Origin of the sequence: Bacillus cereus group sp. RP29 (assembly GCF_040459765.1) — a bacterium.
In the GTDB taxonomy this organism is placed as follows: Bacteria; Bacillota; Bacilli; order Bacillales; family Bacillaceae_G; genus Bacillus_A; species Bacillus_A paranthracis.
Map to the genome: position 1 here is coordinate 2,426,146 of NZ_JARVHN010000001.1, position 21,031 is coordinate 2,447,176.

Consider the following 21,031-nt stretch of genomic DNA (forward strand, 5'->3'; position numbering starts at 1 on the left):
CATGAGTAACGTTAAAAAACTAATTTATACGGAATGTAATGAATTAAGAGGTTAAAAATAGTGGTAGTTTGGAGAATCCAACTGCCACTATTTTTGTGTTTACGAATGGTTCTGTAAATTAAGTAGAGTATTTCAGAGTATATATATTATGTAGGAGAAGTAAATAAGTTAAAGGTGCTAAATAAAATCGGTCATATCGCAAAGACATCAAGTGGAGTAAGTACATTTGCTAATGCAGTAAAACTAGCAAAAGAATTGAAGCCTACGTTTGAAATGTTACAATCATTTAAGAGAAATGCTTCCTATGCATTCTCTAGTGTTGGTGGAACTATCGTAACCAAAATACCTCAAGGCGAATTGATAGAAGCTTATTATAAGTTTGCGAAGTCTAAAGATGGTAAGACTACAGAACCATACGATATAGTACCGTATAGGCCAAGGAATTCACCACTAGAAAATCATCATGGCGTTATGGATGTATGGGCTAAACATAATGTCCCCGATTATGTTAGTAGAGGGGCGAATGCTCCAACTATAGCTTTAACTAAAGAGCAACACAATGCTACTAAAGCTGTTTATAGACAATGGCTCTTTGAAAAATAGGGAAAAGGTTGGAGGTAAAGTAGATTGGAAATCTGTTTCACCAAAAGAAATACAAGAATTGACGGGAAAAATGTTTGATGCTGCGAATGTACCACGTTTAGCTAGACAAGAGTATTATAGGGCCTTTAATCAATATAATTTTAGGGAGTAATTTAGATGGAAAATATTAATCAGTTGATTAAAAAAGTAAAATCATTACCTAATTGTCGAGTTCAGGAGCCTATAGAATTACCGATAATTGATAAGAATAAGCATATGCTACCAGGTGATTTAAAAGAATTTTATAGTCTTTGTGGTGGTCTAACTTTATTTGAAAATGAGGAATATCCTATTCATATTGTTACCCCAGAGGAGTTTATTTTGGCTAATCCCGTAATTGTAGGAGAGTTATGTGAAGAAGATATTTCATCAAGTTGGTATATTATATGCAATGATGGTAAGGATGAATATTTAACAATAGATCTTAGTGAAGAAAGACTAGGTAGATGTTATGATAGTTTTTTTGATCGACATGGAATAGTTGGGGAGTCGCAAATTATCGCAACTTCATTCACTAACTTACTTGAAAAACTTATTAAGAATAATGGACAATATTGGTATTGGCTAAAGAGTGAATTTGAATCACTTGGAGATGCTTATGATGATCAAGAGTGAAAAAGAGGGCCTTTAAGTGGGATAAGAAAGTGAAAGGGTTTTTGAAAGTATGTACTCTATGATGGTTGTACCATCATGAAGTACTATGTGCAATGATAGAATAAGAAAACGAGGTACGAGCTTAGGCGAAATGACATTTTATTGGGCGATGAATATAAACACATGGAATGGGCATGAAACTAACGAACTCGTACAAACTCGTAAGTTGTAACGTAGTAGTTGGCCCGACATAGAAAAGGTGTCATACTGTTACTACAAAACTTACAAATTTATGCTACTTAAAAACGGATGAATTTAAAGCACTTGGCTGTCTATTTGAGGCAATAAGTGCTTTTTTAATTGAAAGGTAAGCTATAAATTTATAGAAATTATTTTTATGAATTAAAGCTAACAGAATATGCACATAGGCTTCAATTGCAGTTATATAGTATGCTTTTCAATGCCAAAAAACATCAGAAAAAGCAGGGTAATATTATTAAATAGCTGGGTCCATTGTAAAAATGTTTGAAGCTATTTCGCTCATAGGCGGATCTAATTTCTTAACTATCGTGGCAGAAGTAGGAACTGGTGGGTTAGCATCACCAATTGTTATTCCATTAGATATAGCAGCAACAGCTGCTGGGGCTAGTCTTTTTGCACATGGTGGATTTGTTTGGAATAAATCGATTCAAAATATTAAGGATACTATTCAAAAAATCCAGTCTTCTGGTGGGGGTAAGGGTACAGGTGATTTTGTTAAAGTTAATAATGAAACTATAATAAATACTGCAACTTCTCCTAAAAAGGGTGGAGAGACTGTTGTAGGTCATGCTTTACAAAAACATGCAGGAAGAAATCCAGATATTTGGGGGAAAGTTAAAGGTGGCCCTGACCAAATAAACCAAACTGCATTGAAACATCTTAAAGAAATAATGGATGGACCAGGAGGATTTATAAAAATTAAAAGTCCTAAAGGAATAGAGTTTTTGGAGAAAAAACTACCAGATGGACGTGGAGTTCGATTGAACCTTGATGGAACTTTTAAAGGGTTTATTGATCAGTGAAAGAGGGGGATTGTAAGTGGAAAATTTAGAGATTATATTAAGAGATTTTAATAAGAGAAGTATTGATAAGTTAATTTACGACGAACTTAAATTAAATATATTAAAAATTAAATCATCACATTTTTATGATAATATTTTAGAAAAAGATTTGGATTTTTCTCAAGTGAAAAAAATGGAAGAGATTTTAACACCGAAAGGCACAGGAAATGTATGTTTAGAAGAATTACAACTAGGTATTTCATTAAAAAATGTAGTAATAGTATTTTCATTTGATGAACAGGATGGTGATATTGTATTTAACTTTCCTGAAAATGAAATATTAAAGGATGAGAGGAATGATAATAAGTTAAGGTTAAAAAAGTTAGTGCATTATCTAGTTAATTTGAAAAAAGAGTATGATATTCCAAACGTAATAATTGGTTATGAACCTGCAACGGATGAGGATACTTTGCTAATAGAAATTAATGATAAAGTAAAAAATTATGACAAAAAAATAGAGGGAATATTTTCTTGATTTATGAGCCTTAAGGTATATGCCTTGGGGTTTTTTTAGTAACTTTGAATAAATTAGAAAATGAAGGTTTAACTTTACTGAAAGATAATTAACTCGTATGAACTTAAAGCAATTGATTGCTGATAAAAAGAAATAAGTACTTTTTATTTTGAGATTACAATATTTAGTAAGATGAATTATATATCCAAAAATATCAAAACAAAAGTTTCGAATGATGAAGTGCTTCCACAACTCTCTTTCATGATATGAAGAAGTTTTTAATGCCTGGGATTATCGCAAAAGGAGCAAAAGCATCAAGTGGAGTAAGTACAATTGCTAATGCAGTAACACTAGCAAAAGAATTGAAGCCTACGCTTGAAATGTTACAATCATTTAAGAGAGAGGCTTCCTATGCATTCTCTAATGTTGGTGGAAATATTGTAACCACAATACCTAAGGTGAATTGAAGAAGCTTATTATAAGTTTGCGAAGTCTAAAGATGGTGGTAAGGGTGCGGGTGAAACACTATCTAAAAAGAAATCAATACCCGACTTTGTGAAAAAGCAATGGGAAGCAGGGAATAGATTTAATAAGGAAAATCGTCCTCGATATCCTTATAATGAAGTAGAGTTAGAGGCAAAGGAAATCAATGGGAAGAAATATGTTGTGGATTCTTATATTCCGGGTGAAGAAATTGTCTCGAGGAAATTTATCCAATTGGCTGAAGTAAAAGAAAAGATGGCATTAAGTTATTTAAGTGAGTTTACTAAAAAGTATTCTTCCGGTTCAGAAATTTCTTCAGGTAAATTTAATCCTAATGCTTTAAAAGGTGGTCGACTAGATGGAGAATAAATTTTGGAAGTCCCTGTACAAACAAAACCAGTTCCACAAAAAATTATTGAAGAGGCGAATGAGAAAGGGATTATTATTCGTGATATTAATGGGAAGGTGTATAATTAATGGAAATTTATTATTGCGATAAGTGGTCTAATATAAAAAAGAAGCCTTGGAACATAATTGATGAGAATGTAGCGAAAACACTTCATGAAAAACGTCATTCTTATACTGCTGTTCTCAATGATGGAGAGCAGCCAAAGTATTTAGTAAATGTCACTGATAAATGGGTATCGGTAAGTTTTTTGGATGATTTTCTTCGTAAATATTTACACTACGATTTTATTGTTAAAGAAGATAATAGAATATTCCTAAGGACAATAATGTATTGGGAATATGACGGGGATACACAGTTAAAAAGTATGATTTTGGGGTATCAAGAAAATGGTCATATTGCTATGGAGCAAAAAGATTCTAAAACTGGAGAAGTAGAAGAGCGAGAGATAAAAGATGATGTATCTAGAAATTGGGATACATTCCCTGAGTTTGGCCAATACTTATATTTGTGCAAAGAAGAGAGGTAATTCTTTTGAATATAAGAACAATAACTAGGCGAGATAGCTATTAGTGGGCTAAGAATATAGAATATAAATAAATGGAATAAACATGAAACTAATGAATTCGTAAGTTTTAAAGATATTGTAAAGTTAATTGAAAATTCCCTGAAATAATCCTACTTTATAAGCAGATAAACAAAAAGCACTTGATTGCCAACAAAAAGCAACAAGTGCTTTTTGTTTCGGAATTACAATATTTGGTACGGTGAATTATATATCCCAAAATACAAAAACGAAATTTTCAAATGCTGAAGTGCTTCCACAATTCTCTTTCATGATATAAAGAAGTTTTCAACGACTGGATTATCGTAGCAGTTTACTCTACGAGACATGCCAATCAATCGATCGATCGCTAGTATAGAAGCAATCGAAGTACTTACACCAATGCCTGGAGTAGACGCAATTATTGCAGTCTTAATTGCAATGAGAAAAAAACTAGAAGAAAAACTAGAGCGTCTATATGAATTCAATCATTCGTCCAGCAACAACTACAGCACCGCCCTCCAATTAGCAGCTAGCATCACAGCCGGACTCGCTGAAGTACAAAGCGGGAAAGGATTTAGTCCTGTGAGTGGGACGTTTCATAGTGAAAAGTTAAATATGGAATGGGCAAAGCAAATTCAAATAATTATAGAAGAGAAAATACGGAAATCTGACAATGGTATTGGAAAAAGTGTAGATTTAGAGCACAATGTGTATAACGACATTGAAGGAATAAGCAGCGAAAATCAATCTATCAATAATAGATTTACAAAAGAAGAGATACAAGCGACACAAAAATACCTTGAAGGAATTAAAAATGGTACAATAAAAGGGAATATAGGTGAGGATTTCCAAGTTGAAACCGATGATTATGAAATGGAGCATAACATTTTTGGCCAGCCAGTCGGTGGTAGAAGGCCAGTACTCGATCCTTTTTTAATCGGTGTGGCGAAGTTTGGATTCGATTTTCTCTTTGGTGATCTTTTCACACTCTTTGACCCAGAAGCTACCTATGGTGAAAAACTCCTAGCAGTTGGGATGATGACTCCATATGGGAAAGGTGTAAAAATAGTTGATAAACTTCATGATTAAAAAAGGTTGGAGATGTGAAGAAAGCAACGTCTGGGAGTGCGGGTGTTGCTAAGGGTATGGGTGAAACTCCTAAGATAACTGAAATAAAAGAGAAAGATCTTGGGAAGCACATTATTAAAGGGAAAAATGGAAGGAAAGAACTTGCGCCAAACGTGCGTTATATTACTGAGGATGGTTATAAATATACAACAGATGAGCTTGGTAGAATAGTAGATGTTGAGGCAGGAGAATTAATACTTCAAAAAGGAAAACGAAACACAGGAATGCAAGTGGCTGCAGGAAGAGAAGATAGATTACCGGATGATGATGGTGGGCATTTGATAGGGACGCAATTCCATGGATCCGGTGATATTGATAATTTAGTCGCTCAAAATAAACAAATTAATCGTTCGGGTGGAGAATGGTATAACATGGAGAAAGAATGGGCTAATGCATTAGGTGGAAAGCCTCCTAAAAAAGTGACAGTAAAAATTGAACCAGTATACTTAGGTTCATCGCTAAGACCAAACTCATTTAAAATAAAATACCAAATTGAAGGCCAACGTAAGGTAATACGTGAAATACTTAATAAAACAGGAGGTTGATGTAAAAGTGTTCGAATTAGAATTAAATAAAATCTATCAAAATATAGCGCAAAAAATAAATGATACAATTCCCGTAGAATGGGATATCTTTTATTTTAATGCAGAGATTTATAACCAAGAGGGTGGGGTATTATTCTTTTTCAATACCCCAGATAGATCGGATGAATATATATATTCCCATGATATACCAGATGTATTTAATGTGAGTGAAAAAGAATATGATAAGACATATGATGAATTATTTCATTTAAGTGTAGAGTTACAGGAAATATTTATAAAAAATAATCAGGAACCTTGGTATTCTTTTGATATGATTGTGACATCTGAGGGGAAATTAAAAATTCATTATGGGTATACTAAATGGTATCAATCTACTTTTGGACCGAATGACCGAGTGGATTATTTTGAATATAAATATTTAGGGAAGAAACCTAGTAATGAAAATGAGCGAAGAAAATTCGAAGAGATGAAAGAATATGAAGAGCAAAATAAATCTTAAAATATTTTTTTGTTAAATTAAGGAATGTATTATTAGCGAGTAAATATGTAAAATATCCAAATTAACTAGCTTTAGTTGGACTATTGAAAGAAGAATAGTGACGGATTAATGTTACTTATAGAACATATGAAGTTAAAGCACTTGATTGTCGACTACAGGCAATGAGTGCTTTTTTATTGAAAGATATACTATAAATTTAAAGAAATTATTTTTATGAATTAAAGCCAACAAAAATTACTAGTATTATATAACTAGAACTACATTAGCAAAAGGTGCGGACTCCGTATCCCAAATCTTTAAAGGTGTAGAAATACTGCCAGATGGAAGTGTCGCTAGATCTGGAACGAACTATAGCGGGAAATTCCAAGAAGCCCATGATGCCTCAAAGGCGAGTATTCAGAGTAGGATCTCGAATTTGGAGAGTCCGGATCTACAATTCGATTTTATTAGAGTTGAAACAGATATAAAGATTACTGATACTGGATTCGGTGTTGATGAGTTAAAGGTAAAGGACTGGAATAAGAAAATAGATTAATTCATAGGGAGGATGCAATGATGAACCCCAAAAAGTTAGAAATGGCTTTTAAAAGATATAGTAAAAATTTTGTGGATGGAATCAAATTTGAAGATGTGAAAGATAAATATAATGTCAGTAGAAGTAAGGTTGAGAAAATTGTTAAGCAAAATGAAACAGAGAAAGATCACATCCTACTAATAAATTTAAGCAAAATTTTCTCATATCACTTGTCACTATGGAAAAACGATGTATTGATAAGCGGTGGAAACAATGTAGAAGGATTAAAGAACATGCAGAAAGTCTTATTTTACCAGTGCATGGGACAAGATCTTTATAAAATCAGATATCCAAAGATGATTTTGGGGTATACGTTTAGAGAAGTCGTCCTCACATTAGTTCATTTTGCAATGTATGGATGGGAGAAAGAAGAAAATATATTATATGATTTTATGACTCATCACTTCGGTGAACATTTAATAGATGCCAATGAAGAGGATAGACATATTTGGTTTTTGCTAGAGCTGTACTTGCAGTATAGAAATAAAACCATCATGGGAACGAATAAAAAATTGCATCTAGCTGTGAAAAATAAGTTTAAGGAAGCTGAACTGCGGTGCGGCTCAATCCCTGAAGACCTGAATATTTATGATGAAGTGCTGGAACGTTGGTCGACTGGTGATTTAGAAGAAATAGAACATCTAATTTCGATAATGTCACAGTATCATTCTGCATTAGCTTCTGAAATCGGACAGCTAGGTGAATTTGGTGATTTCAGATATGGATTTTATCCTTTTGAAATATTATTTTTAATCCATGTAAGGAAACAACTAGGGTTGCCAGTACCTACTCAAATCGATAATTTCCTGATGAATACTCCAGAAGCTAGAATGGTATTTGGGGAACATGAGTCATATCCTGAATGGGATCCCGTACTTCAGATGATCGATCAATTTTATCGTGAAAACTATCCGGAATATATTCCTAACAAGCATGGAGAATTATTTCAATAAAAGGGAGGAAGCTAAGATGCCTGATCAAGGGATAGCGCAGATTATATTTCCTGATAGCAAGGATTTGGAAACAATTTTGAAGGAACAAGGAAGTTATGACTTACATGAAGACCTATTAAAATATGGATTGACAACGAAACAGTTTTTATACGTTGACTATAAAGGTGAGCAATACCAAGAAATTGTCAATTTTATTCTTGATTACGAATTTGCCCACCAAATTGAATTAGCAACACAAGAAGAACTTGAGAGATTAGAAGCATTTAATTATGAATTTTTACCCGATAAGATCAAGATGGCCAACAAAATACTGTCACCAAAGGGATTTGGTCTGTTTTTATATCCAAATTCGGGCGACTTTTATGCATTATTCATTGGGAAAATAGAGAATATAACAAAAATCCTGCAAGAAGAGGTGTTGCTTGATGATAGAATTCCTTTTCAAGAAAGGTGTATCAAATATTATAGATAGGCCTAAGGTTGTATACCTTCACCCTTGAATCCGATCAAGATTTTTTTATAAGTTAATATCAAGATTGCATAACCACCTAGAATGTGCTATTTTTGGCCACGTACAATTTTAATAACACCATGTGTTACTACAAATGCATTTAAACTTTTCACCTCCTGAATTCGAAATAATAAAAATGTTTTGGATTTGGGAGGGTTGATAATAGAAAAATAAATTGAGAAATGTGCCTATTTTATTGGTTACTTGGACGCTGACAAAGGTACATGCTTAGTAAAGGAATTCAATGGCAACGTTAGGAGAACGTAGTGGCTATTGAATTTTTTATTTTTACAACTGTATTAGAAAGAAAAGCGTGAGAATTAGGTGAGATGATATTTTATTGAAAAGACATGGAAAGGACATAATAATAATGACCTCGTAAGTATTAATGTATTACTTGTTACCATATAAAAGGTGTCATACTGTTACTACAAAACTTACAAATTTATGCTGCTTAAAAACAGATGAATTTAAAGCACTTGATTGTCTACGAAAGGCAACAAGTGCTTTTTTAATAGATAGACATGCTATAAATTTTTAGAAAATATTTTTTATGAATTCAGGCTAACAAAAATTACTAGTATTATATAATTGAAAGTACATTAGCAAAAGTTGCGGACTCCGTATCCCCAATCTTTAAAGGTGTAGAAATACTGCCAGATGGAAGTGTCGTTAGATCTGGAACGAACTATAGCGGGAAATTCCAAGAAGCCCATGATGCCTCGAAGGCGAGTATTCAGAGTAGGATCTCGAATTTGGAGAGTGGTGGGGTTAAGGGTACTGGTAGTAACGCAAACCCAAACAAAATTAAACTAACCCCGGAAAGAGAAAAATACTATCGAATAAAAATAGATGAAGCCAAAGCACGGGGGGATTATAAGGAAGCAGATAACATTAGGTATAATCGTCATTGTGAAGAAACAAAAGAGCCTTTAGAACGTAAAGAGTGGGATGTTAAGCGTGAAAATTTAAAGAAAAGTCAAGAGCGTGGAAGAGAAGAAGAAATAAAAGGAAGAAAAGCTTTGGGAGAACACCTAAATCGTACATTAGAGGACAATAACTCTGGCAAGGTTGTTACGTATACATCCAGTGAAGGGCATCTTACGCGTCCAGATAGTATAGGTCGTAATGCTAAGGATGAAATCGATTTAGTTCATGATCACAAACACAAAATAAGTGACAAAGAACACTTTATTCATAATGACAGCCAAATGCGAGCTGAAAGAGAGATGCTCGAAGATAAAAATGGAAGTCATATTGTGACAATATCAAGCGATAAACCTGATTTGAATGGGATTCCTCCTCATCCAAGACCAAGTGGGCCTTTAGCGAAAGAGAGTGACATTTTCTATACTGATCCAAATAGTGGTAAAGTAACACATAAGTGGGAATCGCACCTAGATATCCCAGGTGGAGGTATATGGATAAAAATATAGATAAGTATGTAACTTTACTTTTTAGTATTAAGGGGGATTTAAATGAAACCTAATTATTTTACAATTGCAATGTATCCTACAGTATCGATTAATCAGGAAGAGATACTAGTTCGTCTTTTGAGCGTGTTTGATTCGAATGAAAAATTTGCTCCTACTCATTGGGGTAACAGTGAAACCGTACGGGTAGAATATAATCGTGAGGAAATTCTTGAAAAGGTGATTTTGGAACGTAAAGTATCAGAAGTACATTTGTATCGTGATAAGGCAGTGCATTATAGAGGAAGCTTTAAAGTTAACTGGAGTCATAGGTCATATCTTGAGTTTGAGTTTCATAAATCAATACCTAAAAGTTTATGGTCTGCTTTTTTTGAGTTATCCGATCAAATCGCAGAAATTGTAAAACCACGTTTTGGGGTGTCGCAAATCTTTTGGAAAGCGTCTTATCCATGGAATACGGAACGTGAACGGTTACATATGTGGATGAATATGTCTGCCTTACCTATACCGGTAAGGTTTCTTCCTAACAGTCCTTTGGGGGCAGGCGCTAAAACATATTTGAGTGGTCATATTTTAGACATGTTTGATAAGGAATTATTACTAAATAGCCCAGCTGTCGTATCAGAGCTGGATTGGGGTGGGATTTGTATAGACCTTTTACAAAAACCATTAGAAGCCGATATAGATATATTACTTGATAGTTGGTTACATGTAATGAAATACTTAGAACCAGCTCAAGTAATGGCCATGCCAAGTTTTCATGAAAGTCGAATGGTTGTAACTTATTCTCCAAATATTGCTTGGAAGGACTATCTGAAAAGCTAAATGAAAGGAGATCGTAATAATGAATGAGAATGGTAATGATAGAATAAGAGTCATGGAAATATTAAATAGATCTCAATACAATGATGAGGTTATAGATGGACTAGATATGAGTGATTTAGATCTTACTTTTTCAGATTTGTCAGAGGTGATGGCAGAGGGTATCATGGCAAAACAAGTCCATTTAAGAGCTTCTTTACTAATGAGAGCATCTTTTTTTGATTGTGATTTTGAGTTGGCTGATTTCAGGAGCTGTAATTTAGAGGAAATACATATTGCAGATTGTAGGTTTGGCGAAGCGGATTTTTCTAAAGCGAATATGAAATATGCAAAGATAAATATAAGTAGTTGTTTTGAAACATGTTTTGATGAAGTTGATTTTTCATATGGAGAATTAGTTGAAACTGTATTAAATGATGTAAATATAAAATAATTGGAAATTGCATGGAATTGTTGGAGGGGTAATGTGAAAGCTAATAAAGCATTTGAATGCGTATGTAATCTAATATCTGAAAAGTATTTAGATAATGGCTGGAAATATTCGAAGTCTGGTCATTGGATGAGTAAAAAAGATAAAAATTTCATTTATAAGGTACTCTTTTATACAAGTTGGAATAATATATCTGATAAAAACGTAGTATTTTATGGTGAATGCGCAATTCTTCCTTTAAAATCTGAAGATAAAATATTTCATATTAATACACGTCAGTGCAATGTACCAAGCGGTCAGTTATATTGGAACATAGCAAATGAGGAAGAGTGGGAGCGGACAGTTAACGAATTCACTAATTGGTTAAATAGTGTATTTATGCCAATTGTAGAAAGGTGTACGAATGATTTGAACAACTTTGTAAAAGAGGTTGTTGAAAGGGGTTTTTATCCTCAAAAGGGTTATATGGTAGATATTAATTTTATATTAACGCACGGGTCGTGTGAATTGGCAGAGGAAGCTATCAAAAGATACTATGACAGTTTGGAAGAGTCAATAAAAAAAGAATTTAAAGATAACTATGAAAGTATGGTGTGTGGTAATGAAGCAGTTAGTGCATATGGTAATAATATGATGAGAAATTACACCAATTTTAGAACTATCATAGATAATAAAATAATTGTTACTTTATAGTACATCAAATGGTTTGACTTAGTAAGCGATAATTGGTAACCCAATTATCGCTTTTGGTTTTAAATAAGGGTACGGGTAAGGATGTTAATACCGGAAGTAACTCTTCAAAATTAGTTGGTAGAGAAGTTAATCTTGATTGGTTGGGAGATAAATATAAGGCTGTTGAACTTGAAGGTAGTGTTAAAGTTGGCGGAAAAGAAATGGATGTTTCAAGGCGTGTATATCAGAGAACTGACATACAGTGGGATTATAAGCCGATGCATCCAAAGGCAAAGGGTTTATCAAATAGGGAACTAGCAGCAAAAGGACGTCCACCTTTTGTAGTTGATAAGAATGGAGTAGAGACACAGATTGAACTTCATCATTTACTTCAAAAAGAACCAGGCGATATGGTAGAAATATTTGCCACTACTCATGATGAGTATAAAAAGATTTTGCATGGTTTAATAAAAGATGGTGATAGTTTTAGAAATAGTGATATTTTAGATAAACAATACAATAATTTTAGAAAAAAATACTGGAAATGGCGTTTTAATAATTTAGATTGAGGTGATTAAGAAATGGATATGGAAATTTTAGAAATGATAAATCAATATACTGAAAAAGGAGATTTTTTTGGAGAAATATCAGACGAAAACATAGTTATGATTGAAAAAAAATTAGGTTGTACTTTTCCGCCACAATATAGAGAGTTTGTTAAAAGGTTTGGTTCAGGAGGTATTTGTGGAGTTGAGGTATTGGGAGTAGAAGGAATGGAGTATGCATCAGTAGTCGATGATACTGAAAGATATAGAAAATTAGGATTACCAGAGAATTATTTGGTTATTGAAAATGTAGATGAATTTGTTTATTGTATTAACACGAAAGGTGATTACTATGTTATAAGATGGGATGATATCAGTAAGGAAGAAATAATTAGATACTCAACTTTTGATGAGTACTTAAAAGATAGCTTTCAAGAAGCAATTGACAATTGGGATTAGAAATTAAAAACAAAAAAGCACATAAGCCAAATGAACGAGGAAGAACTTATTTTTGAAGTGGAAAGAAAAAGAATAGGTTGTTTAAAAGTACATACTCCATGATGGTTGTACCATCATAGAGTGTTATGTGCAATGATAGAATAAAAAATAAAGTACGAGCTTAGGCGAGATGACATTTTACCGGGCGATAAATATAAACACATGGAATGTATATGAAACTAACGAACTCGTACAAACTCGTAAGTTTTAACGTAGTAGTTGTCACGACATATAAAAGGTGTCATACTGTTACCATGAAACTTAAAAATTTAATGATACTTAAAAACATATGAACTTAAAGCACTTGATTGTCAATTAAAGGCAACAAGTGCTTTTTTGCGTTTTAGCGTAGAAATTTAACAGAGCAATATAATTTTATAAGTGCATTAAGTGTTAAATTTTTATTGTTGTTTTATAGATTGTAATGGCTATGTACAGTGTACGACGATAGTAGAGGAAAAAATAAAGGGTTGTATTATTTTTTGAAGTCATCGTAAAGTACGTTTTAACGGATGGACGTTATGCACACGTTATCCGCAAAAAACGGGTAAACGTTACAGGGACTTTAATTGCTGTAACGGGAGAGGACTCAATATGGAAGAGAAAGTTGTTGGTTATGTACGAGTTTCAACAGAAGGGCAAGTACGTGAAGGATACAGTTTAACATATCAAGTAGAAGAAATTCAGCGGTACTGTAACGAGAATGAACTACAACTGCTTCACATATACGAAGATAAAGGAATCAGCGGAGCGAAAGTAGATGAAGATGGATTAACAGTTGAACGTGAAGGTCTACAAGAGCTATTGTCGGATATTGCATATCATCAAGTGGGCAAAGTTATTGTATTAAATACATCTCGGTTATGGCGCTCTGATATGGCAAAAGTATTAATACAACGAGAGCTAAAGAAATACAAGGTAGATGTGAAAGCAATTGAACAACCGAATTACAGTATATATACACATGACCCCAATGACTTTTTAGTAAATGGCATGTTAGAGCTATTAGACCAATACCAACGTCTTGAAATTGCATTAAAACTAAGTAGAGGGAGAAAGAAGAAAGCGGAACAAGGTGGATATGCGGGGGGCGGTGTGATGTTTGGTTATAGAGTAAAGAAAGGGCAAAAAGTGTTAGAAGTAGATGCTAGGAAAGCGGTAGTTGTACGTAAACTATTTGAATTAAGACACTTTTTTAAAGATTGGTCGCTAACTCAATTGGCAGAACGACTGAATAGGGAAGGTTATCGTACTGAGAAAGGAAAGCTGTTTACGAAAGTACAAGTGAAACGCATGTTAGACCGAGAGAACTTTTATCGAGGGGTATATACATACGGGCAAATACAAACAAATGGGAAACATTCAGCAATTTTATAACAGTCGTACTTAAAAAAATCGCTCATTTTACTATATGTACTTATGAAATTATGAAAATGGATAGGCTTGCGTACCTATGCGCATCGAAAGATGAACGCTCGAACTAAGGTTGCCGACATTTTTATATATGACTAAATCATTGAATAGAGGGATGAGTTATGCATAATAGACAGAACTATTTGTATGTAGGAGTAGATTTACATAAGGAGCATCATACGGCTGTTATTATTAATTGTTGGCAAGAGAAATTAGGAGAAATACAATTTGATAATAAACCATCTGCATTTTCGAAGTTTTTATTAGAAGTAGAGACATATGTGTGTGATGGGATAACTGTTGTATTTGGTTTAGAGGATGTTGGTGGTTACGGAAGAGCGTTAGCGAAATATTTAGTAGATCATGAACGAATAGTGAAAGAAGTAAATCCGGCTTTATCATTTTTAGAACGAAAAAGCCAAGTGATGATACAAAAAAATGATAGTTGGGATGCGGAATGTGTAGCACGCATACTGGTAAACAAATTTAATCAATTGCCAGATGCAAAGCCGCACGATTTATTTTGGTCGATACAACAACTAGTTTCAAGAAGGAATGCATTAGTAAAAGCACAAGCAGCTTTGAAAAATCAACTACATATTCAATTGAACCACCATTATCCAAGTTATAAAAAGTTTTTCTCAGAGATAGATGGCAAAACGGCATTGGCATTTTGGCAGCAATATCCGTCACCTTCTTGTTTAGAGGGGACGAATATAAAGCGATTGACAGCTTTTTTATTAGATGTTAGCAACAATACATGCTCAGTAAAGAAAGCAAGTGACATATTAAAGCTTGTAAAAGAAGATGGACAAACAATGAAGGAGTATCAAGAAACACGAGACTTTTTAGTGAGAAGTATTGTTAGGGACATTGTATTTAAAAAACAGGAAATGAAGTACATTGAGAGAGAACTAAAACAGTTAATGAATGTATTAGATTATCAATTAGACACAATGCCGGGAATAGAACTTGTGACGGCATCAGCATTAATCGCAGAAATTGGGGATGTAAGGCGATTTCCAAATGCCAATAAATTAGCACGGTTTGCGGGGATTGCGCCTGTTTACTTTGGTTCTGGTGGGAAAGGTAAGGCACATAAAAGTAAACAAGGAAACAGGGCGCTACACGCTTTATTTTATAACTTAGCAGTACAGCAAGTGCAAGTAGCAAAAGGAAGTAAGATGCCACGAAATCCAGTGTTTCATGCGTACTATCAAAAGAAACTTAAAGAGGGAAAAACAAAAGGACAAGCATTGGTATGTATTATGAGAAGGCTTGTAAACATTGTATATGGCATGATGAAATATAAAACAGCTTATGAGTTGCCGGTAGTGGAAGAAAAAGAAGTAGTTTAATAAGGTTTACATGGTTTGTTTTTTTATTGTGAGGGTTTAAGATTACAACATAGGGTACGGGTAAAACTGGTGTTGGTAAAACGGGTGAGGGAATACCTTTAGAAAAAGTAAAGCCCGATGTACTTAAACAGATACATGCTGATGATAATGGAGCATATGGATATTTACCAAAAGAGGGTACTGCATATAATAAACCAGAATATGACTTTACAAATGTTGAATGGACAAAAGAAATGCAAAATGTAAGAAAAGATTATCTTGAAGCATCTAAACAATTAGAAAATGATATCGAAAAAATGATATCTGAAGGATTTTCTAAAGAAAAAATAGCTGAACATGTTGTAGAAGCACGTAACCAGCAAAAAAATGCAGCGAGGGAAAATATGACTGCTGAGGAGAGAGCCGGTTTAGAGGAAAGAAATATAAAAAAATATGGTAATCCAATAGGACCGACAGCTGAGAGTATGTTTAATAAGATAAGAGATTCGTACATTGATAAAGGAATTTATGAATCAGATGAACAAGTATGGAAAATTATAATTCAAAAATCAATGCAAAAAGATGATGTAATAAACACACTATTAGGATTAGAGCATTAGGAGGGACAGGATAACTTATGATAATAATGAATAATTACTCTAAGACAGGAACGTATATTATATTAGAACCTAGCGGATATTCAGTAGTTGAAAAAAATAAAGTAAAGTTGGTTAGACAAGGCGTCGGAGGATTTAGTGAAGATGGACAGGTAGTTGGTATTTATGTTAAAGATAACAAACTATTTTTTTTCTATAATGGAAAATCATTTGAAACATCTATAGAAGATCTAATTTGTACAAATAGTTATGTTTCAAAATTGAAAAGATGTTTTAGTGTAACAATAGGGGGACAAAATATCTGTAATATAGTTTATGAGCCTTTTATTGATCCAGGAATGATTTATTATGATGCAGACCCTGAAGAGTTCGATGTATTGTTATACTTAAGTGAATTATTGAAGAATGAGGATTCTATTAAGAGATTTATGAATGGGATGGAAATGATTAAAAAGCAGAATAAAGGTTAGTGTTTTAGGGGAAGAAATAAGTGTTTGAAATTACGTACTTCATGATGGTTGGCCCATCATTGGGTACTGTGTCCAATGATAGAATAGAAAAAAAGTACGAGTTTAGGTAAGATGACATTTTACAACATATGAACTTAAAGCACTTGGTTGTCTATTTGAGGCAATAAGTGCTTTTTTAATTGAAAAGTAAGCTATAAATTTATAGAAATTATTTTTATGAATTAAAGCTAACAGAATATGCACATAGGCTTCAATTGCAGGTATATAGTTTGTTTTTCAATGTCAAAAAACATAAAAAAAATAGGGCAATATTATTAAATAGCCGGGTCCATTGTAGAAATATTTGAAGGTATTTCGCTCATAGGCGGATCTAATTTCTTAACTATCGTCGCAGAAGTAGGAACTAGCGGGTTAGCATCACCAATTGTTATCCCATTAGATATAGCAGCAACAGCTGCTGGGGCTAGTCTTTTTGCGCATGGTGGATTTGTTTGGAATAAATCGATTCAAAATGCTAAGGATACTCTTCAAAAAATCCAGTCTTCTGGTGGGGGTAAGGGTGCGAGTAATCGAATACCTTCTTATGGAAAAGATTCAGTACCTAAAGGTCCATACCGTGAAGTAAATGGTTATCCAATAAAAGTGAAAGCAGGAGCTCAAGAGAAGCATATTCCCGATACACCGAACTATAAACAAGAATTAGCAAATGGAAAAAATAAGAGCATTTTCTATGGCGATAATAAAATAGCACAAGAATTGCTTGATAAGTTTGCAGGAAAAGGAACCACTGTTACCAAAAATAAAGAAAGAGTGGACTTTGGTAAACCAATAGGTAAATACTATGACACTGTGACCGGACAATATATAGAGACTAATAGAGGAATGATACATTATGGAAAAGATGGTGCCCATATAGTACCAGCAAAACCATCAGAATAAAATTAAGAAAGAGGATGTCTATGGAAGCAGATTCTTTATTTAAAACATTAACAGAGCATGAAGGTGTAGAAATCATATTAGAGTGGAACAGTGGATTGAGAATTATAGGAAAAACAGACACATTTTATGAGACAGACAATGGATTAGATGATGATGACCCCGCATACGCAGAATATTATGCAACAGCATTTCAAGTAAATCATATTTTATCTCAACCTTCTACTAATGAAGGTATTGTATATAATTGGTTGATACAAGAAAAAAGTTCATTGGTTGAAATTTCTCTCTATGATGATCCGCCAAGTGCAGTGTTTTTAACTGACGGAAAAAAAGTATGGGAAAGTGGAATATATAAATAATAGGTGGTATATAAACTGAGACCTCGATTGGCATATATGCTTTTCAAGGTTTTTCTATGTTTTTAACACCTGTAAAGGGTGTTCATCAGTGGCACGAAATTGGTTGCAAGAATAAGAGGCAGATGAGAGCATGAGTGTACTTAGGATATCTAATAGAAATCAATGTCGACTCTTTAAAGAAACAATGAGACGAACTCAAGAGATTATAGAAGTACAAGCTGGCAAACCAAGATGAAACAATTTACTTTGCAAGAACAACAATTGAACTTACAAGAGCAGGAAGACAATATTGCTGCAGCTAGAGAGGTTGGGATAGAAGTTCAAGCAACTATTAGAAACTATAATGATCCGCTTCCAGCTAATCTGATTGATAGATTTATAACTAAAAAGGGAGTACCTAAAAATTTGGGGGAAGCTCTAGACTTAAGAATTCTAAAGCAAAAGACTAGTTTTAGAATTCATAATCCAATGGGTTCATTTGAGTTAGAAAAAATGAAATAGAAAGAAGTGCTATAGCTATGGAAAAGTATTATGTTGATAAAGATATATATGTATATCCTGAATCTTACCAAAAATTCGTGGAATTGAATTTAGTTGATTTTGATGTATGGTATTTAATTGAATCTGAACAGGCTACTAGAAGGTATCATGATTTAAAGGAAAGATATCCAAAAAGGAATTTAATTCCTTTTGCTAGAAGAGATGACAACGATGATATTGCGTGTTTTGAAATTGGCAAAGGAAGTAAAGTTCAACTTATTCATGATTTTGCTTCTGAAGGTTTTGAACAAAGAAAAGAGTTTGATGATTTTTGGGAGTGGGTCGAAGTTGCTATGAAAGAAATGATTGATTACAATCGGAGTGAAGAAATTGAATAAACAAAAATTCTATATAAATTTAAGTAAAGAAGTATCTTATGCTTTACGTCATGCTCAGTGGAAATACGAATTGGAGTTAGATGAGAATGGCTGGGTGTCTGTTGAGCAACTTTTACACGCACTTCACCAATCCATTGAATGGAGAGATGTGAAGATAGAAGATTTAAAAATAATGATTGAGAAATCTGAGAAAAAAAGGCATGAGCTAAAAGAAAATAAAATTCGTGCCTTGTATGGACATTCTATTCCCATGAAAATAGTAAAGGAAGAAGGAGTTCCACCTGAATTTCTTTATCATGGTACATCTCCTCGCTTTTTAAATTCTATTGAATCAAATGGGCTATCACCTATGTCTAGACAATATGTCCATCTTTCTGAAGATATTATAACTGCTGAATTAGTGGGAAAAAGAAAAGATAAGCATCCTATTATTTTAGAAGTTAATACTGGAAAAGCTAGAGAAGAAGGCGTTAAATTTTATTTAGGAAATGAAAAAGTTTGGTTAGCAGATGAGATTCCTAGTGAGTTTATCGCAATTAATAAGAATTAATTGAATCTATTCTACTAGCTTATGACGGCAGGAAAAATTTTTTCTTTAAGGTATATATTTGAATGAACCATGTTATCTGTCTTAAAATAAACAAATAAATGGCGAGTTACTTATGGAAAATAATCAACAAGAGAGACTTCACATTTGAGGTCTCTTTTGTTGATTTCAATTGAAAATTATTATAATAGAAGTGGAGAATATTGATTTGAAAACAATAATCAAAAATATAGGTAATAAAAATATAAAAGCTAAAGTAGAAGAACCATTAAGTTTTCACGTAAAAACACTTTTTAATTTATTATCTAAAGTAGAAGATAAATTAGTAGATAGATTTTCAATACAAATTGGATGGTCTGTTTATAGTTTATATAAGTATGAAGATTATTATCAAATTATCACCCAGGATTATACTAAAAACCCTTTGAAAGATACGACGGAAGATTTAACAATTGCATTATGGGTACAACTAGAACAATCGCATTGCTTACGTCGATTAAATATAGAGGGGCAATTAATAAAATTTAACGATAAGATTGTGATAGCGAAAAATGTGTTGCAACAAGAAGAGTATTATTTACAAAGATCTAGTGGTTGTGATGAAGATGATTCGGGTTGGTATATAGGCCCTATCAATGAAGAAGTATCAGGAGAATTGGAATTTATATACGCCTATGAATTATTAAAAATAAAACCCGCAATTATTCAAGTGCTAGCCTTACCATATAATTATTTAGTAGTATTTGAGAAGGACGAAATTAAAGCGGTTTTAAATGAATGTGATGTTGATATTTGGAGTGAATTAGAAAAGAAATGAATCTAATGAAAAAGTTTCATGGAGGATTAGAAAATGAATGTTGAAATGAAACCTGAAATTAAAGAAGCTTTGAAAAAAATTAAATTTGTAGATAGATATAAGGAATTGTCTGGAAACTTTAGCTCAAATCTTAATGATTTGAATGATAGACTTGAGGATTATGATATAGAAAAGGTAAATGAAATATTTATAAGGTTGGGATATGCAGCAACTTTTGATAAGAAGGAGAAATTTTTTAAGGTAGGTGTTCTAGATCATTCTCCAAATTATATGATATGGTTTCATATAATTTTAGAACATGGAATGACAGAGTTTGTATGGGTTGTATATCATAATAATGAAGTGAGGCTAGGTAGTCCTTGGAGTGTGTATTCAAGGGTATTGATGAATGCAAGTGAAAGAATAAAAACACCAGTATATCGAAACTATATGGAGTTAGAGGGAATATTAAGAGAGGCATTTTTAATGTATGATGATTTTAAAAGTAAAATAAGTAATGTGTATGGTAAAACCCACAATTGAAAGTAGTAAGTAATAAGATACTGTAAATTATTATACATAAGTAATTCACATGCTCAAAACATTATTAGTTTGTATTGAGTATTTTTTTATTTTGATAAAAAAATACTTTATGTGAATGCAACAATCAAATGAAAATAGGATGTAATAAAAAGTACGAATAGTAATGAAGTGAATGATTCCTATTGGAAGGATGCGATTATATACGGGGCTTTCTAATGAAAATAAAGCGATATTATATGAAATAAATACTTAAACAAATAGAAGTGGATACTGTATCTACAGTTTTCAGAATA

Annotated in this window: 23 protein-coding genes and 8 pseudogenes; all 31 read left to right on the plus strand. The window is 33.0% G+C overall.

The features are described from left to right. Positions 1–171: 171 nt before the first annotated feature. Positions 172–399: pseudogene (locus QCI47_RS30285) on the plus strand (internalin); the annotation flags it as partial. After that, positions 376–754 (plus strand): annotated as a pseudogene (locus QCI47_RS12880) (sugar-binding protein); the annotation flags it as partial. The pseudogenes QCI47_RS30285 and QCI47_RS12880, both read left to right, overlap by 24 nt. A 5-nt stretch (positions 755–759) precedes the next feature. Further along, positions 760–1,257 carry an SMI1/KNR4 family protein gene (locus QCI47_RS12885; RefSeq protein WP_000427918.1) on the plus strand — a complete coding sequence of 166 codons (498 nt, stop codon included), beginning with the start codon at positions 760–762 and terminating at the stop codon, positions 1,255–1,257. Between the two features lie 479 nt (positions 1,258–1,736). Then, a pseudogene (locus tag QCI47_RS12890) lies at positions 1,737–2,300 on the plus strand (hypothetical protein); the annotation flags it as partial. Positions 2,301–2,316: 16 nt separating this feature from the next. Further along, positions 2,317–2,814, plus strand: coding sequence for a hypothetical protein (locus tag QCI47_RS12895; RefSeq protein WP_000429178.1), 498 nt, complete (start codon positions 2,317–2,319; stop codon positions 2,812–2,814). Between the two features lie 266 nt (positions 2,815–3,080). Continuing rightward, positions 3,081–3,310, plus strand: a pseudogene (locus QCI47_RS12900) (hypothetical protein); the annotation flags it as partial. A gap of 38 nt (positions 3,311–3,348) precedes the next feature. Further along, complete coding sequence (locus tag QCI47_RS12905) at positions 3,349–3,645, plus strand: hypothetical protein (RefSeq protein WP_309423301.1); 297 nt, start codon at positions 3,349–3,351, stop codon at positions 3,643–3,645. 107 nt (positions 3,646–3,752) lie between these two features. Further along, positions 3,753–4,211 (plus strand): hypothetical protein, encoded by a 459-nt coding sequence (locus tag QCI47_RS12910; RefSeq protein WP_061130268.1) that lies wholly within the window; start codon positions 3,753–3,755, stop codon positions 4,209–4,211. A 369-nt stretch (positions 4,212–4,580) separates the two neighbouring features. Further along, positions 4,581–5,386, plus strand: a pseudogene (locus tag QCI47_RS12915) (hypothetical protein); the annotation flags it as partial. Continuing rightward, positions 5,375–5,902, plus strand: coding sequence for a DNA/RNA non-specific endonuclease (locus tag QCI47_RS12920; RefSeq protein WP_076875092.1), 528 nt, complete (start codon positions 5,375–5,377; stop codon positions 5,900–5,902). The pseudogene QCI47_RS12915 and the gene QCI47_RS12920, both read left to right, overlap by 12 nt. Before the next feature lie 7 nt (positions 5,903–5,909). Beyond that, on the plus strand, positions 5,910–6,401 hold the full coding sequence (locus QCI47_RS12925; RefSeq protein WP_016124921.1) for an immunity protein YezG family protein: 492 nt from the start codon (positions 5,910–5,912) through the stop codon (positions 6,399–6,401). A 247-nt stretch (positions 6,402–6,648) separates the two neighbouring features. Then, positions 6,649–6,825: pseudogene (locus tag QCI47_RS12930) on the plus strand (hypothetical protein); the annotation flags it as partial. A gap of 128 nt (positions 6,826–6,953) precedes the next feature. Beyond that, positions 6,954–7,928 carry a hypothetical protein gene (locus QCI47_RS12935; protein WP_061182621.1) on the plus strand — a complete coding sequence of 325 codons (975 nt, stop codon included), beginning with the start codon at positions 6,954–6,956 and terminating at the stop codon, positions 7,926–7,928. 16 nt (positions 7,929–7,944) lie between these two features. Next, positions 7,945–8,400, plus strand: coding sequence for a hypothetical protein (locus QCI47_RS12940; protein WP_061182620.1), 456 nt, complete (start codon positions 7,945–7,947; stop codon positions 8,398–8,400). A gap of 671 nt (positions 8,401–9,071) precedes the next feature. Continuing rightward, positions 9,072–9,875, plus strand: a complete 804-nt coding sequence (locus QCI47_RS12945) for an ADP-ribosyltransferase (protein ID WP_483299111.1) — start codon at positions 9,072–9,074, stop codon at positions 9,873–9,875. A 42-nt stretch (positions 9,876–9,917) separates the two neighbouring features. After that, positions 9,918–10,697 (plus strand): hypothetical protein, encoded by a 780-nt coding sequence (locus QCI47_RS12950; RefSeq protein ID WP_061130305.1) that lies wholly within the window; start codon positions 9,918–9,920, stop codon positions 10,695–10,697. 19 nt (positions 10,698–10,716) lie between these two features. After that, positions 10,717–11,124: pseudogene (locus QCI47_RS12955) on the plus strand (pentapeptide repeat-containing protein); the annotation flags it as partial. Between the two features lie 36 nt (positions 11,125–11,160). Then, positions 11,161–11,817, plus strand: a complete 657-nt coding sequence (locus tag QCI47_RS12960; protein ID WP_061130307.1) for a hypothetical protein — start codon at positions 11,161–11,163, stop codon at positions 11,815–11,817. A 32-nt stretch (positions 11,818–11,849) separates the two neighbouring features. Further along, positions 11,850–12,365: an HNH/ENDO VII family nuclease gene (locus QCI47_RS12965; RefSeq protein ID WP_076872564.1), complete on the plus strand. Its 516-nt coding sequence runs from the start codon at positions 11,850–11,852 to the stop codon at positions 12,363–12,365. Positions 12,366–12,377: 12 nt separating this feature from the next. Beyond that, complete coding sequence (locus QCI47_RS12970) at positions 12,378–12,800, plus strand: SMI1/KNR4 family protein (RefSeq protein WP_065212026.1); 423 nt, start codon at positions 12,378–12,380, stop codon at positions 12,798–12,800. Between the two features lie 633 nt (positions 12,801–13,433). Then, a complete protein-coding gene (locus QCI47_RS12975) occupies positions 13,434–14,216 on the plus strand; it encodes a recombinase family protein (protein WP_240814248.1) in 783 nt (260 codons plus the stop codon). 158 nt (positions 14,217–14,374) lie between these two features. After that, a complete protein-coding gene (locus QCI47_RS12980; protein WP_076872565.1) occupies positions 14,375–15,610 on the plus strand; it encodes an IS110 family RNA-guided transposase in 1,236 nt (411 codons plus the stop codon). A 233-nt stretch (positions 15,611–15,843) separates the two neighbouring features. After that, on the plus strand, positions 15,844–16,209 hold the full coding sequence (locus QCI47_RS12985) for a hypothetical protein (RefSeq protein ID WP_061130310.1): 366 nt from the start codon (positions 15,844–15,846) through the stop codon (positions 16,207–16,209). Positions 16,210–16,226: 17 nt separating this feature from the next. Beyond that, the gene (locus QCI47_RS12990; RefSeq protein ID WP_000585090.1) at positions 16,227–16,676 is read left to right on the plus strand and encodes a hypothetical protein; all 450 of its coding nucleotides are present in this window, start codon (positions 16,227–16,229) and stop codon (positions 16,674–16,676) included. A 573-nt stretch (positions 16,677–17,249) separates the two neighbouring features. Further along, positions 17,250–17,615, plus strand: a pseudogene (locus QCI47_RS30290) (polymorphic toxin type 50 domain-containing protein); the annotation flags it as partial. Between the two features lie 20 nt (positions 17,616–17,635). Continuing rightward, positions 17,636–17,974 (plus strand): hypothetical protein, encoded by a 339-nt coding sequence (locus QCI47_RS13000; RefSeq protein ID WP_000387011.1) that lies wholly within the window; start codon positions 17,636–17,638, stop codon positions 17,972–17,974. A 231-nt stretch (positions 17,975–18,205) separates the two neighbouring features. Further along, positions 18,206–18,475 carry a hypothetical protein gene (locus tag QCI47_RS13005; protein WP_353811813.1) on the plus strand — a complete coding sequence of 90 codons (270 nt, stop codon included), beginning with the start codon at positions 18,206–18,208 and terminating at the stop codon, positions 18,473–18,475. 17 nt (positions 18,476–18,492) lie between these two features. Continuing rightward, positions 18,493–18,852: an SMI1/KNR4 family protein gene (locus QCI47_RS13010; RefSeq protein ID WP_000417647.1), complete on the plus strand. Its 360-nt coding sequence runs from the start codon at positions 18,493–18,495 to the stop codon at positions 18,850–18,852. After that, positions 18,845–19,402, plus strand: a complete 558-nt coding sequence (locus QCI47_RS13015; protein WP_309423194.1) for an RNA 2'-phosphotransferase — start codon at positions 18,845–18,847, stop codon at positions 19,400–19,402. Before QCI47_RS13010 ends, QCI47_RS13015 begins: the two co-directional genes overlap by 8 nt. Before the next feature lie 205 nt (positions 19,403–19,607). Then, positions 19,608–20,216: an immunity protein Imm33 domain-containing protein gene (locus QCI47_RS13020; RefSeq protein WP_353811814.1), complete on the plus strand. Its 609-nt coding sequence runs from the start codon at positions 19,608–19,610 to the stop codon at positions 20,214–20,216. A gap of 33 nt (positions 20,217–20,249) precedes the next feature. After that, a complete protein-coding gene (locus QCI47_RS13025; RefSeq protein ID WP_061130309.1) occupies positions 20,250–20,738 on the plus strand; it encodes a hypothetical protein in 489 nt (162 codons plus the stop codon). The last annotated feature ends 293 nt before the right edge of the window (positions 20,739–21,031 follow it).